Origin of the sequence: Agromyces sp. H17E-10, assembly GCF_022919715.1 — a bacterium.
Taxonomy (GTDB): Bacteria; Actinomycetota; Actinomycetes; order Actinomycetales; family Microbacteriaceae; genus Agromyces.
The window spans coordinates 711,421-725,682 of record NZ_CP095042.1; the positions used below are offsets into that span (position 1 = coordinate 711,421).

The window sequence follows — 14,262 nt, forward strand, 5'->3', positions numbered from 1 at the left end:
CCACGCTACCTTCCGCCGCCGACGCGAAGCTCAGAGCCCGGTCAGCAACGCCACGCGCTCGCGGATCTTCGCCGCGATCTCGTCGACCGGCTGCGAGGCGTCGACGACGAGGAACCGCTCGGGCTCGGCCTCGGCGAGCCCGAGGTACGCCGAGCGCACCCGGTCGTGGAACTCGGATGCCTCGGCCTCGAGCCGGTCGTAGCGCGTGCGGGCCTCGTCGAGCCGACCGCGCGCCGCGACGGCGTCGAGGTCGAGCAGGATCGTGAGGTCGGGCATGAGCCCCTCGGTCGCCCACTCGGAGAGGCCGCGCACGGCCTCGGGGTCGAGCACCCGTCCGGCACCCTGGTAGGCCACCGACGAGTCGATGTAGCGGTCCTGGATGACGACCTCGCCGCGCGCGAGCGCGGGGCGCACGACGGTCGCGACGTGGTGGGCGCGGTCGGCCGCGTAGAGGAGCGCCTCGGCGCGCGGGGCGATGTCGCCGCGGTGGTGCAGCACGATCTCGCGCACCTCGATGCCGACGGCGGTGCCACCCGGCTCGCGGGTGCGCACGACGGTGCGGCCCTCGCCGGCGAGCCACTCATGCAGCAGTTCGGCCTGGGTCGTCTTGCCCGAGCCGTCGCCGCCTTCGAGGGTGATGAACAGCCCGCGACCCGTCACCGAGCCGGATGCCGGTTCGACACCGGTCACTTCTTCGACGCCGTCCTCTTCGCCGCGGGCTTCTTGGCGGCCGCCTTCTTGCGCGGGGCGGCCGGCCCCTTGTCGCGCTTGATCTGCAGCAACTCCACCGCACGCTCGAAGGTGATGTCCTCGACCGACTCGGCCCGCGGGATCGTCGCGTTCGTCGTGCCGTCGGTGACGTACGGGCCGAAGCGGCCGTCCTTCACCTTGATCGGCTTGCCGCTCACGGGGTCGTTGTCGAACTCCTTGAGCGCGCTCGACGCCCGGCGAGCGCCGTACTTCGGCTGTGCGAAGAGTTCGAGGGCGCCGGCGAGGTCGATGTCGAAGATCGCGTCCTCGCTCGGGAGCGTGCGCGTGTCGGCGTCCTTCTTGAGGTACGGGCCGTAGCGACCGTTCTGCGCGGTGATCTCGACGCCCGACTCGGGGTCGAGCCCGACGACGCGCGGCAGGTCGAGCAGCTTCAGGGCCGTGGCGAGGTCGACCTCCTCGATCTGCATGCTCTTGAAGAGCGACGCGGTGCGCGGCTTCGCGGCCGCCGCCTTCTTCGGCGCGCGCTTCGACTTCGGCGGCTCGACGACCTCGCCCGTCGCCGGGTCCACGGTCGCCTCTGCCGTCGCGGGGGCCTCGGGTTCAGGCTCGAGCTCGGTCACGTACGGGCCGAACCGGCCGTCCTTCACGACGACCTGCTTGCCGTTCTCGGGGTTCGCGCCGAGCACGCGATCGCTCTGGACCGGTGCCTCGATCAACTCGCGAGCCTTGGCCTCGGTGAGCTCGTCTGGAGCAAGCCCCTCAGGCAGGTTCACCCGGCGCGGGGCGGCATCGGTCGCGGCATCCGCATCGACGGTCTCGAGATAGGGGCCGTACTTGCCGATGCGCAGCGTGATGTCGGGTGCGATCGCGACCGAGTTGATCTCGCGCGCGTCGATGTCGCCGAGGTTGTCGACGACCTGGCGGAGGCCGCGGTGCTGGTCGGAGCCGAAGTAGAAGCCGTTGAGCCAGTCGACCCGGTCGGCCTCGCCCGAGGCGATGCGGTCGAGGTCGTCCTCCATCTCGGCGGTGAAGTCGTACTGGACGAGTTCGCCGAAATGCTCCTCGAGCAGGCGGACGACCGAGAACGCGACCCAGCTCGGCACGAGCGCCTGGCCGCGCTGCGTCACGTAGCCGCGGTCGAGGATGGTCGAGATGATCGACGCGAACGTCGACGGGCGCCCGATGCCAAGCTCCTCGAGCCGCTTGACGAGGCTCGCCTCGGTGTAGCGCGGCGGCGGGCTCGTCTCGTGCCCCTTGGCCTCGAGCTCGGGCATCGCGAGCGACTGCCCCTCCTTCAGCGGGGGCAGCTTCGCCTCGCCCGGCGCGTCGTCGGCGTTGCGCTCCTCGTCGCGTCCCTCTTCATACGCGGCGAGGAACCCGCGGAACGTGATCACGGTGCCGCTCGCCGTGAACTCGGCGATCGTGCCCGCGATCGGCACGGCGGCGCCCTCGGGCGTCACGGCGTCTGACTTCGTGGGACCGACGGCGATCGTGACCGTCGCGGTCTGGCCCTTCGCGTCGGCCATCTGCGAGGCCACGGTGCGCTTCCAGATGAGGTCGTAGAGGTCGAACTCGCGACCGCGGAGCGCGCCCTGCAACGACGACGGCGTGCGGAACACCTCGCCCGACGGGCGGATCGCCTCGTGCGCCTCCTGCGCGTTCTTCGACTTGCCGGCGTACACGCGGGGCTTGTCGGGAATCGAGTCGGCGCCGTAGAGCGCCGTCGCCTGGGTGCGCGCGGCCGTGATCGCCTGCTGCGACAGCGACGACGAGTCGGTACGCATATAGGTGATGTAGCCGTTCTCGTAGAGCGACTGCGCCACGCGCATCGTGTCCTTGGCCGAGAGACGGAGCTTGCGGGCCGACTCCTGCTGCAGGGTCGACGTCGTGAACGGCGCCGCCGGACGACGCGAGTACGGCTTCGACTCGACCTTCGAGACGGTGCGCGAGACCCCGTCGGCGCGGAGCGCGGTGACGAGTGCCTCGGCCGCGGCCTCGTCGAGCACGACGGCCTTCGACTTCAGCTTGCCGGCGTCGTCGAAGTCACGACCGGTCGCGACCCGTTCGCCGCCGAGGCGCACGAGCTTCGCCTCGAACGAGCTCGATGCGGATGCCTCGTCGGCGAAGCGTCCCGCGAGGTCCCAGTAGCCCGCGGCGACGAACGCGAGTCGTTCGCGCTCACGGTCGACGACGAGGCGCGTCGCGGCCGACTGCACGCGTCCGGCCGAGAGGCCGGGGCCGACCTTGCGCCAGAGCACGGGCGAGACCTCGTAGCCGTAGAGGCGGTCGAGGATGCGTCGGGTCTCCTGCGCGTCGACGAGGGCGGTGTCGAGCTCGCGAGTGTTGTCCTTCGCCTTCTGGATCGCGTCCTTCGTGATCTCGTGGAAGACCATTCGGCGCACGGGCACCTTCGGCTTCAGCTCCTGCAGCAGGTGCCACGCGATGGCCTCGCCCTCGCGGTCCTCATCGGTTGCGAGCAGGAGTTCGTCGGCGCCCTTGAGCGCGCGCTTGAGTTCGGCGACCGTCTTCTTCTTCGAGTCGGAGACGACGTAGTAGGGCTCGAATCCGTTGTCGACGTCGACGGAGAACTTGCCGAGCGGGCCCTTCTTGAGCTCGGCGGGAAGATTCTTCGGCTCGATGAGATCGCGGATGTGACCGACCGAGGAGAGCACCTCGTAGCCCTCGCCCAGGTACTGGGCGATGGACTTCATCTTGGTCGGCGACTCGACGATCACCAGTTTTTTCGCGCCTGACACCAGACTCCTCTTGTTCCACTTCTGAGACGAGAACGCACATCGATTGCCGCGCCCCCGAGCGGTGTGCCATGGTCGGCGGTACGCTCCGCAGACAGCCACACCTTACACACCCCGGCGGTGTGTACGCCCACCGCCCCGCACCGATTCCGCCCGCTGCGCCGCGCAGCGCCACCCCTTGCGGTTCCCCCGCGTCGGAGGAGAATGGCCGCATGGACACGTCATCTCAGGGCTCGTACACGGCCAAGCTGATCGACGGCCCGCTCGAGGGCAAGACCGTGGCGACGGCATTCCTGGAGACGGGCGACCCCAAGCCGCGACTCGAGCTCGGCGTCGACGCGGGCAAGCGCTACGTCTACTCCCGCGCGGCGGGCCTCGAGTTCGACACGCCGGGCGACGACCGCCCGTCGGCGGTCGAGTACCGCTTCATCGAGACCGTCTTCGACTGAGCCTGACCGGCCTCCGACCGAAGCGCGTGCCGATTCGGTCGAAGCGCGTCTCGATTCGGCCGAGCTCGCCCCGGGTCGGGTGGGGAACACGTCATCCCTCCCATCCCGGCGGACCGGCCCTCGCCCGCGCTGACACGGTGAATCCGAGGACGTCGGCGTGCACCGAGACGTCGGCGACCGGGCCGTCGAGGGTGCATGACGCGAGCATCGCGCCGTTTCGCGATGCGAGGTCGGCGGCGCGTTCGCACGGTACGCCGGTGACGATGCCGGCCGAGGCGTCGGCGGCGGCGAGCGCGGCCGCGTCGGCGGCATTGGCTGCGCGTTGCGACATGACGAAGGCACCGAGCGCCGGGACGAAGACCGACGCGACGAGCACGATCGCACCGACCAGCCCGACCGCGACCACGGTCGCCGCGCCACGCTCGTCGCCGCGATCCACCCGCCGCACAGCCCGCCTCACAGCCCGCCCCCGAGCGCGCACGATCGTGCCTCGAGACGCACCGCCGACAGGAGCCCCGCCCCCGACGTGCTCAACAGCGCGCACACGATGTCGCCGTCGTTCACGACCTCGATCGCGACATCGCCCGCGACGCGTGCGGCGATCGAGCGGGCACTGCCGGCGTCTTCACCGCGGCCGAGCGCTCGCGCGGCATCGGCAGCGGCATCCGTGAGTCGCACCTGCTGCGCCGCGAGCAGCACCGCACCGAGGCAGACGGCGAGGACGAGCGCGATCGCCGGCAGCGCGACGGCGAACTCCGCCGTCACGCTGCCGCGTTCGCGATCAGCCGACCGTGAGCGCATTCCGCACGAGATCGGTGAGGATGCCGCGCACCTCGTCACCGCGCAGGATGACGACGAGGAGCCCGGCGAAGCCGACGGCCGCCATCGTGGCGACGGCGTACTCGGCGGTGGCGGCGCCGCGCTCACCGGCCACGCGGCGCGCCAGACGGCGGAACAGGCTCGCTCGGCGCACATCGGCGGAGCCGCCGGCGTCGACGTCGAACGGGAGACGATCGGTCGCGCCGCCCGTGGCAGCGGCGGCCGGCACGTCGGGCGCGTCGATCGCCGCGGTTGAGGGGTTCTGCATGTCGGTATTCCCTTCGGTTTCGCCGGCGGACCGGCGGCTGTGCGGCACGAGCCTGGGGCCGTCACATCGCACCGCCGAGGGTGCCCGTGACGACGGAGATCATGAGCGGTGCGACGCCCAGCAGCACGAACGCCGGCAGCACGCAGGCGCCGAGCGGCAGCATGAGACGCACGCCGAGCGCCGCAGCCCTCGACTCGCCGTCGGTGCGCGCCGCACGGCGGACGCGGAACGCCTCCGCCCGGAGCAGTTCGGCGACGGGTGCGCCGGCCCGCTCGGCGAGCCCGACGACGTCGTCGACCACGGTGCCGTCGCCCGCGACCCTCGGGAGATGCCGCTGCATCGCGGCCAGGGCGAGGGCGCGGGCCCGCTGGATCGAGGCGCCGCTCGACATCGCGATCGCGAGCAGCTCGAGCTCGAGACCGGCGTCGGCGCGCGAGGCGGAGGCCGAACGGGCGAGGCGGCGATTCCACCGTGCGCCGACCCAGAGGAAGAGCGAACCGAGCACGAGACACGCGAGCCCGAGCGGGTTGCCGAGCAGGATGCCGATGGTGTCGAACCCGAGCATCGCGCCGAAGCCGAGCGCGACCACGGGCAGCGCCGACACGAGTCGGGCACTCGCGGCAGGCCCGGCGAGCGCGGTGGCGACGTCGCGTCGCAGCTGCGCCTCGTCGCGGAGCACCGCAGCGAGCGACCTGAGGCTCGCGGCGAGCGGGGCTCCGGCCTCCGCGGCGACCGACCATGCCGCAGCGAGCACCGCCCACGTCGCGGCCGTTCCCGGCCGCTCCTCGCACGCTCGCCGGATCGCCTCGGCGATGTCGTCTCCTTCGCCGGCGGCCGTCGCCGCGGCCGCGAGCACCTGCTCGTCGGCCGCGTTGCGACCGATCGCGACGTGACGCCAGGCGGTCGCCGCGGGCACCCCGGCGGCGAGCAGCACGGCGAGCCGCTCGGTGATACCGGCGACGGCGTCGACCTCGGCGCCCGGGTCGATGCGGGGGCGCAGCCTCAGGCGTGTCTTCACAGGGCCTCGATTCCGAGTCGCCCGTCTTCAACCACGAACCACCCCACCTGCGCGAGCCGACGGCGACCCTCGACGCGTTCGAGATGCAGCACGAGGTCGAACGCACTCGCCGTCTGGCGGGCGACCGCGTCAGCGGTGAGCCCGGCGGTCGCCCCGAGCGCCTCGAGCCGCGCGGGCACGTCGGCGAGCGAGTTGGCGTGCAGGGTTCCGGCGCCACCGTCGTGGCCGGTGTTGAGCGCCGCGAGCAGTTCGCGCAGTTCGGCGCCGCGGCACTCGCCGACGACCAGTCGATCGGGACGCATCCGCAGTGCCTCGCGCAGGAGCGCGTCGAGCCCGATGCGACCGGTGCCCTCGAGGTTCGGCTGCCGCGCTTCGAGGGCGACGACATGCGGGTGCTCGACCCGGAGCTCGGAGACGTCTTCGATGACGACGAGCCGTTCGTGCGCGGGGGCGAGGCTCAGGAGCGCGGCGAGCATCGTGGTCTTGCCGGTGCCGCCGGCACCGGTGATCAGCAGGTTCTCACGGGCGGCGACGGCGGCCGTGAGCCGCTCGCGCTGCCGATCGTCGAGCATGCCTCCGGCGGCGAGGTCGTCGAGCGAACGCCCTGCTGCGCGCGGGATGCGCACCGAGACGAGCGTGCCCGCAGTCGACACCGGCGGCAGCACGACGTGAACGCGGATGCCGCGGCCGAGCCGCACGTCGACCGCGGGCGTCGCTTCGTCGACATGTCGGCCACCCCGGGCGATGAGTCGCACGGCGAGCGCACGTACCTCCGCCTCGTCGGCCGACCAGGCGAGCTCGCGAACGGCGCCGTGCCCGCGGTCGACCCAGAGGCCGGCGGCACCGTTCACGAACAGGTCGGTCACCGGGCCGTCGGCGGCGAACGGTTCGAGCGGGCCGAGTTCGGCGAGGTCGACGGCTTCGACGTGCCCCGAGGCGCCGGAGAAGGCGACCGGTGCCGTCGGCACGAATCTCGAGCGACCCGCGCCGTCGGCGTCCGCCCCGTCCTCGCGCTCCCGATCGACGTCGGCTGACCCCGCCGGCCCGAGAACGCCGGCGCGCTCGGGCGCTGCGGACGGGCTCGCGACACGGCCGGCACGCGCACCGGACACCCCCGGCACCGCGGGCGCATCCGGCAGCGCGGGCGCATCCGGCAGCGCCGGCGCTCCCGGCACCGCGGACACCCGAGGCACCGCGGACGCCCCCGGCACCGCGAGCACGGGGGCCGAGGCGCTCGCGCGCCAGGACGGCGTCGCAACGAACGGAAGGCTCATGCGGCGAGCGTACGAACGGCGACCGTTGCTCGAATCCGTCTCAGGCCCGGATGTGGAAAGAGTCCCCCTCCACGGCGTTGTGGAGGAGGACTCTCTCGGCACCGCGAGACTGATCGGTGCGTTAACAGAAGGGGGCGGCACCCATTGGGGGGAACAGGTGCCGCCTCGGCAGCACAAGGATTGGGGGGAATCTCGAGTGCTGCAGGCCTCGAAACGAGTGTTCGGGCGGTACTCAGTGTACGGCCTCAGAAACAATGCGCAAGCATTTTTTGTCCTCATTTGTGCGGACACTCAGAATTCTCTGCGCAAAGGCACAGTAGCGCCTCTCGAACGCGCGCGGAAGAGCATTCGCACGAAGTGTTTCCGCACGCGTGCAACACGGTCATGGCCGCGGGGTAGTGTGCTGGGTGGGGCAGGCGACCCAACCGATGAAACAGATCGCGAAGGAGCGACCGGAGAACCATGACCGTTCAGATCGATCACGCACTCGAGGAGATCAGGCGCTTCCGTCCGAGCCCCGAGTTCGCCGCCCAAGCCATCGCCGACGAGAGCCTCTACGAGGCCGCGAAGACCGACCGGCTCGGCTTCTGGGCCGACCAGGCCCGCGAACTGCTGACCTGGCAGAAGCCGTTCACCCGAACCCTCGACTGGTCGAACCCGCCGTTCGCGAAGTGGTTCGACGACGGCGAGCTCAACGTCGCCGTCAACTGCCTCGACCGACACGTCGAGGCCGGACTCGGCGACCGCGTCGCCATCCACTTCGAGGGCGAGCCGGGCGACAGTCGCGACATCACGTACGCCGAGCTGACCGACGAGGTCAAGCGGGCGGCCAACGTGCTCGAAGGACTCGGCGTCGGCGAGGGCGACCGCGTCGCCATCTACCTGCCGATGATCCCCGAGGCCGTCGTCTCGATGCTCGCCGTCGCGCGCATCGGCGCGATCCACTCGGTCGTGTTCGGCGGCTTCAGCTCCGACAGCCTCGCGTCGCGCATCGACGACGCCGAGGCGAAGGTCGTCATCACCGCCGACGGCGGTTACCGCAAGGGTCGCGTCTTCCCGCTGAAGCCGACCGTCGACGAGGCGATCGCGAAGACGGCCGGCTCGGTCGAGAAGGTGCTCGTCGTCAAGCGCACGGGCAACGACGTCGACGTCGAGGCGGGCCGCGACGTGTGGTGGCACGACGCCGTCGGCGAGGCATCCGCAGAGCACGAGGCCAAGGCCTTCAACGCCGAGCACCCGCTGTTCATCCTCTACACGTCGGGCACGACGGGCAAGCCGAAGGGTGTGGTGCACTCGAGCGGCGGGTACCTGACCCAGGCCGCGTTCACCCACAAGAACGTCTTCGACCTGCACCCCGAGACCGACGTCTACTGGTGCACCGCCGACGTCGGCTGGATCACGGGCCACTCGTACGTCGTCTACGGCCCGCTCGCCAACGCGGCGACGCAGGTGCTCTACGAGGGCACCCCCGACACGCCGCACCCGGGCCGCTGGTGGGAGATCGTCGAGAAGTACAAGGTCTCCATCCTCTACACCGCCCCCACGGCGATCCGCTCGTTCATGAAGCTCGGCCGGCAGATCCCCCACGAGTTCAACCTGCGCTCGCTGCGCCTGCTCGGCTCGGTCGGCGAGCCGATCAACCCCGAGGCGTGGATCTGGTACCGCCACGTCATCGGCGGCGGCTCGATCCCCGTGGTCGACACGTGGTGGCAGACCGAGACCGGCGCGATCATGATCTCGGCGCTGCCCGGCATCACCGACCTCAAGCCGGGTTCGGCGCAGGTCGCCATCCCCGGCATCTCGATCGACATCCTGAGCGACGACGGCACCCCGGTCGAAGGAGAGGACGGCGGGCTCCTCGTCATCACCGAGCCGTGGCCGTCGATGCTGCGCGGCATCTGGGGCGATCCCGAGCGCTTCAAGGAGACCTACTGGGAGAAGTTCGGCGACAAGTACTTCGCCGGTGACGGCGCCCGCCGCGATGAAGACGGCGACATCTGGCTGCTCGGCCGGGTCGACGACGTCATGAACGTCTCGGGCCACCGCCTCTCGACGGCCGAGATCGAGTCGTCGCTCGTCGCCCACCCGTGGACCGCTGAGGCCGCGGTCGTCGGCGCGTCCGACGAGACGACCGGTCAGGCCGTGGTCGCGTTCGTCATCCTCAAGCAGAGCCAGGCCGAGCACGGCGACGACCTCGCCGCCGCGTCGGAGGAGTTGCGCAAGCACGTCGCGACCCAGATCGGCGCCATCGCCCGCCCGCGGCAGGTGTTCATCGTCAACGAACTGCCGAAGACCCGCTCGGGCAAGATCATGCGCCGCCTGCTGCGCGACCTCGCCGAGGGCCGTCAGATCGGCGACACCACGACGCTGGCCGACACCTCGATCATGCAGATCATCAGCGAGCAGGTGAAGTAGCGCACCGCGCGCTCATCTGAGACACGGATGCCTCGGCGGGAAGCTTCCCGCCGAGGCATCCGTATTCAGGTCGGGTGCGTCAGGCGAACTCGACGACCAGTTCGAGCTCGACGGGCGAGTCGAGCGGCAGCACCGCGACGCCCACGGCGGAGCGAGCGTGGCGGCCGGCGTCGCCGAAGATCTCGCCGAGCGCCTCTGAAGCGCCGTTGATGACACCGGGCTGACCGGTGAAGGCCGGGTCGCTCGCGACGAAGCCGACGAGCTTCACGATGCGGGTGACGCGGTCGAGCGAACCGATCTCGGCGCGCACGGCCGCGAGCGCGTTGAGCACGCACGTGCGGGCGTAGGCCTTGGCGTCGTCTGCGGGCACGAGTCCGTGACCGTCGCCGACCTTGCCGGTGGCGGGCAGGGACCCGGCCGTGAACGGCAGCTGGCCCGAGGTGTAGACGTACGAACCGGTCACGACGGCGGGCACGTAGGCGGCGACGGGTGCGGCGACCTCGGGAAGCTCGATACCGAGCTCGGCGAGGCGGGCCTCGTAGCCGGCCATCAGGCGTGCCCCTCGCCCTCGAACTGCTTCGCGGCCTGGGCTGCCGCAGCCGCGCCGGCCTGGGCGGCAGCCGACGACTCGTCGCCCTTCGGCCGCTTCAGGTAGGCGACGAGGCCGCCCTCGGGCCCCTGCACGATCTGCACGAGCTCCCACCCCTCCGAGCCCCAGTTGTTGAGGATGGCAGCGGTGTTGTGGATGAGCAGCGGAGTGGTGATGTACTCCCAGGCCTGCATATGGGCTCCTCTTCGGATGTCTCGTGCACGATGCGTGCGGGAATCACCGGACTCGGCGTGTCTTCCCTGATACGACGCCCAGCGCGCGTATCGGGATTTGCCAGCCTTCTCCGATACGCTCCACTATATGTCTGCCCAAAAACGAACGATGAGCGACGTCGGCACCGGAATCCTCGGCTTCGTCGGCCTGAGCGCTCTCGCCGGCATCCTCGTCACCGCTGCGGTGACCCCGGCACTGGCCGTGACCGGCATGGCTGCGAACAACAGCATCACGATGTTCGAGAACCTGCCGAGCTCGCTCGAGATCGGCGATCTGGCGCAGAAGTCGACCATCTACGCGGTGAAGGCCGACGGGTCCGCGTCGCCCATGGCGTGGTTCTACGACGACAACCGCGAAGAGGTCTCGCTCGAGTACATCTCGCCGTTCCTGAAGGACGCGGCGGTCGCGGGCGAGGACCCGCGGTTCTACGACCACGGCGGCATCGACATCGCGGGCACGGTCCGCGGCGCGCTTTCGACGATCAGCGGCGGCGGCACCCAGGGTGGCTCGTCGATCACGCAGCAGTACGTGAAGAACGTCCTCGTCGCCAACGACATGGCCAAGGCGAAGACGCAAGAGGAGCGCCTCGAGGCTTGGGAGAAGCACACCAAGACCTCGGTCGACCGCAAGCTGAAAGAGATGCGGTACGCGATCTCGGTCGAGAAGAAGTACTCGAAAGACGACATCCTGCGCGGCTATCTCAACATCGCGGGCTTCGGCGGGCAGATCTACGGCGTGCAGACCGCCGCGCAGTACTACTTCGGCACGAACGCCCACGACCTGACGCTCGCCCAGGCGGCGAGCCTCATCGCGATCGTGAACAGTCCCGAGGAGTTCCGCCTCGACTACCCCGACGACGAGCTGAACGGCGCTGCGACCGTCGTCGACGGCGAGACGGTGCCGTACGCGCGCAACAAGGAGCGTCGCGACTACATCCTCGACAAGATGCTCCAGCAGAAGAAGATCACGAAGGAGCAGCACGACGCGGCGAAGGCCGAGCCGGTAGCGCCGAAGATCACCGAGCCCTCGAGCGGTTGCCAGGCCTCTCCGGTGTACGCGTACTTCTGCGACTACGTGACGTGGGAGATCAAGAACAAGCTCGACGACCCCGAGACTCCCGACGTCAACGAGGGTGCGGAACGGCTCGAGCGCGGTGGCCTCGACATCTACACCACCGTCGACATGGACCTCCAGACGGCTGCGTACTCGGCCGTGCACGACAACGTGCCTGGCTCCATCCCCGAAGCGAACATCGGCAGCTCGGCCGTTTCGGTCGAGGTCGGCACCGGCAAGGTGCTCGCCATGGTCCAGAACACGACGTACAACGTCGACCCCGAGGTGACCGGCGACCAGTACGACGCGGTCAATTACAACGCGACTGCCGACTACGGCAGCTCGAGCGGATTCCAACCCGGGTCGACGTTCAAGATCTTCACCCTCGCCGAGTGGCTGAAGGAAGGGCACTCGGTCAACGAGAGCATGGACGCCCGACGCCGCTCCGACTGGGGCACCTTCAAGAGCAGTTGTCCCGAGGACAACACCTCCACGGCGGGCTGGAACCCCGGCAACGACGAGGGTGGCAACGGCGGCTACTGGTCGGCGCTCTTCAACACCGTCAACTCGGAGAACACCGGCTACATCGCCATGGCGAAGCAGCTCGACTTGTGCGGCATCAAGAAGGGTGCGACCGCACTCATGAGTTCCGGGCGCGCTGACGGCAAGCCGCTCGGCGAAGGCATCAATGAAGAGGGCAACCGCATCGCGTTCGGTCCCTCGGCTGTGCTCGGCACCGAGGAGATCGCACCGATCTCGATGGCCACGGCGTTCGCCGCGGTCGCCGGTGGCGGCAAGTCGTGCACGCCGATCGTGATCGACCACATGACCGATGCCAAGGGCGAACCGGTCGAGGTGCCGAAGTCGACCTGTACGCAGGCGATCACCCCCGAGGTGGCGGCGGGCATGGACTATGCCCTTCAGCGGGTCATGACGGAAGGCACGGGCGGATCCTCGCGCCGGCAGATGGACACCGCCGGGACTCCGATGATCGGCAAGACCGGTACGACGGACGACGCCGTCGCGACCTGGATGAGCGGCGCCTCCACGCGCGTCGCCACGGTCGTCGGCGTCTACAACACGACGGGCTTCGTGAACCTTCGCGAGACGTTCATCAACGGTGAGCAGGCCGCCGTGCTCCGTCACAACATCTGGCCGCGCATCATGGACGTCGCGAACACGAAGTACCCGGGCGGGGCTTTCCCCGAGCCCGACCAGAAGTTCCTGACGACCCCGATGGCCAACGTGCCGAGCGTGCTCGGCCTCTCGCCCGAGGCCGCGCAGAAGGCGCTCCAGGATGCCGGCTTCGGCTGGTCCATGGACGGCGAAGTGGATTCGGCGCAGCCGAAGGGCACGATCGGCAGCCAGTCGGCGACCGGTCAGGCACCGAAGGGCTCGTCGATCTCGCTGAAGACCAGCCGCGGCAACCTGAGCGCATTGCCCGACGTGACGGGCATGCAGGCCGATCAGGCTGAGGCGACCCTCTCCGCGGCCGGCTTCCGCGTCGATCGTGATCGTCAAGACACCGATGACCAGTCGAAGGACGGTCTCGTCATCTCGCAGTCGCCGGGCGCCGGCGAGAATGCGAAGCCCGGCCAGAAGGTCACGATCGTGATCGGCCGCTTCACCGGAGGCGGCGGCGACGGCGGCGACGGCACGCCGGGCGGCGGAACCGACGGCAACACACCGCCGGTGGCCGGTTGACCGGCCGCCTGACGCCCGTCGCGCGGATCGCCCTGGCGATCGGCGCGGCGGGCGTCGCCGCGTTCGCGTGGGGCTCGCTCGTCGAGCGCACCCGGTGGACGCTGCGCCGCGCCGAGGTGCCTGTGCTTCCGGTCGGCGCCGAGCCGATCCGGGTGCTGCACCTCTCCGACCTGCACATGGCACCGTGGCAGCGCGACAAGCAGGACTGGGTGCGCGCACTCGCCGAGCTCGAGCCCGACCTGATCGTCGACACCGGCGACAACCTCGGGCACGAGCGCGGGCTCGAGGGCATCCGCCGGGCGTTCGAGCGATTCGAGGGCATCCCCGGCGTGTTCGTGAACGGTTCGAACGACTACTTCGGCCCGACCCCGAAGAACCCGTTCGGCTACTTCACGGGTCCGTCGCGGCACCGCCCCAAGTCGAAGCGGCTCGACATCGACGCCCTGCACGGCTATTTCGCCGAGCTCGGCTGGCAGGACCTCGACAACACCGCGGCGAGCCTCGACCTGCGTGGCACGCACTTCGAGTTCTTCGGGGTCGACGACCCGCACAAGGGATACGACCGGCTCGACCTGATCACGGCGGCGATCGACGAACTCCGGGCCGACGACCCGCTCGGCGATGAGACCTGGCCCGACGTCGGCACGAGCCGTTCGGCTGCCCGACCGACCGTGACGATCGGCGTCGCCCACGCCCCGTACCAGCGCGTGCTCAACTCGTTCGTCAACCACGGAGCCCAGCTCATCCTCGCCGGCCACACGCACGGCGGCCAGGTCTGCGTGCCCGGCTACGGTGCGCTCGTCACGAACTGCGACATCCCGCGCAAGCAGGTCAAGGGGCTGAGCGTCTGGCGGCACGGCCTCCGATCGGCCTTCCTGAACGTCTCGGCCGGTCTCGGCACATCGATCTTCGCCCCGGTGCGGTTCGCCTGCCCGCCCGAGGCGACGCTGATCACCCTCGTTCCGGCCGCCTGAT

The 14,262-nt window shown here is 70.1% G+C and carries 13 protein-coding genes; 4 read left to right on the top strand and 9 right to left on the bottom strand.

The features are described 5' to 3' along the window. Positions 1-30: 30 nt before the first annotated feature. Together tmk and topA are read right to left on the bottom strand one after the other, a co-directional pair. A complete protein-coding gene (gene tmk, locus MUN74_RS03225) occupies positions 31-690 on the bottom strand; it encodes a dTMP kinase (RefSeq protein WP_244854981.1) in 660 nt (219 codons plus the stop codon). Then, on the bottom strand, positions 687-3,467 hold the full coding sequence (topA, locus tag MUN74_RS03230) for a type I DNA topoisomerase (protein WP_244854982.1): 2,781 nt from the start codon (positions 3,465-3,467) through the stop codon (positions 687-689). The genes tmk and topA overlap by 4 nt, the downstream gene beginning before the upstream one ends. A gap of 209 nt (positions 3,468-3,676) precedes the next feature. Between topA and MUN74_RS03235 the strand changes: the two genes are divergently transcribed. Beyond that, positions 3,677-3,913: a hypothetical protein gene (locus tag MUN74_RS03235; RefSeq protein WP_244854983.1), complete on the top strand. Its 237-nt coding sequence runs from the start codon at positions 3,677-3,679 to the stop codon at positions 3,911-3,913. A 91-nt stretch (positions 3,914-4,004) separates the two neighbouring features. Here MUN74_RS03235 and MUN74_RS03240 read toward each other — a convergent pair whose 3' ends face one another. The 5 genes from MUN74_RS03240 to MUN74_RS03260 all read right to left on the bottom strand — a co-directional run bounded on the left by MUN74_RS03240 (position 4,005) and on the right by MUN74_RS03260 (position 6,884). Further along, positions 4,005-4,352 carry an Rv3654c family TadE-like protein gene (locus MUN74_RS03240; RefSeq protein WP_244854984.1) on the bottom strand — a complete coding sequence of 116 codons (348 nt, stop codon included), beginning with the start codon at positions 4,350-4,352 and terminating at the stop codon, positions 4,005-4,007. 17 nt (positions 4,353-4,369) lie between these two features. Further along, the gene (locus MUN74_RS03245) at positions 4,370-4,678 is read right to left on the bottom strand and encodes a TadE family type IV pilus minor pilin (RefSeq protein ID WP_244854985.1); all 309 of its coding nucleotides are present in this window, start codon (positions 4,676-4,678) and stop codon (positions 4,370-4,372) included. Positions 4,679-4,694: 16 nt separating this feature from the next. Beyond that, positions 4,695-5,000: a DUF4244 domain-containing protein gene (locus MUN74_RS03250; protein WP_244854986.1), complete on the bottom strand. Its 306-nt coding sequence runs from the start codon at positions 4,998-5,000 to the stop codon at positions 4,695-4,697. Positions 5,001-5,061: 61 nt separating this feature from the next. Further along, entirely contained in the window at positions 5,062-6,018 is a 957-nt protein-coding gene (locus MUN74_RS03255) for a type II secretion system F family protein (protein ID WP_244854987.1), read from the bottom strand. After that, the gene (locus tag MUN74_RS03260) at positions 6,015-6,884 is read right to left on the bottom strand and encodes a TadA family conjugal transfer-associated ATPase (protein WP_244856336.1); all 870 of its coding nucleotides are present in this window, start codon (positions 6,882-6,884) and stop codon (positions 6,015-6,017) included. Before MUN74_RS03260 ends, MUN74_RS03255 begins: the two co-directional genes overlap by 4 nt. Positions 6,885-7,754: 870 nt before the next feature. On the opposite strand from MUN74_RS03260, the gene acs reads away from it, so the two are divergent. Then, on the top strand, positions 7,755-9,707 hold the full coding sequence (acs, locus tag MUN74_RS03265) for an acetate--CoA ligase (protein WP_244854988.1): 1,953 nt from the start codon (positions 7,755-7,757) through the stop codon (positions 9,705-9,707). Between the two features lie 79 nt (positions 9,708-9,786). Here acs and MUN74_RS03270 read toward each other — a convergent pair whose 3' ends face one another. After that, entirely contained in the window at positions 9,787-10,257 is a 471-nt protein-coding gene (locus MUN74_RS03270; protein WP_244854989.1) for a RidA family protein, read from the bottom strand. Next, positions 10,257-10,490 carry a Sp36 family protein gene (locus tag MUN74_RS03275; protein ID WP_244854990.1) on the bottom strand — a complete coding sequence of 78 codons (234 nt, stop codon included), beginning with the start codon at positions 10,488-10,490 and terminating at the stop codon, positions 10,257-10,259. Before MUN74_RS03275 ends, MUN74_RS03270 begins: the two co-directional genes overlap by 1 nt. A 97-nt stretch (positions 10,491-10,587) precedes the next feature. On the opposite strand from MUN74_RS03275, the gene MUN74_RS03280 reads away from it, so the two are divergent. Then, positions 10,588-13,287 carry a transglycosylase domain-containing protein gene (locus tag MUN74_RS03280; RefSeq protein ID WP_244854991.1) on the top strand — a complete coding sequence of 900 codons (2,700 nt, stop codon included), beginning with the start codon at positions 10,588-10,590 and terminating at the stop codon, positions 13,285-13,287. After that, positions 13,284-14,261: a metallophosphoesterase gene (locus MUN74_RS03285; RefSeq protein ID WP_244854992.1), complete on the top strand. Its 978-nt coding sequence runs from the start codon at positions 13,284-13,286 to the stop codon at positions 14,259-14,261. Before MUN74_RS03280 ends, MUN74_RS03285 begins: the two co-directional genes overlap by 4 nt. Position 14,262: the final 1 nt, after the last annotated feature.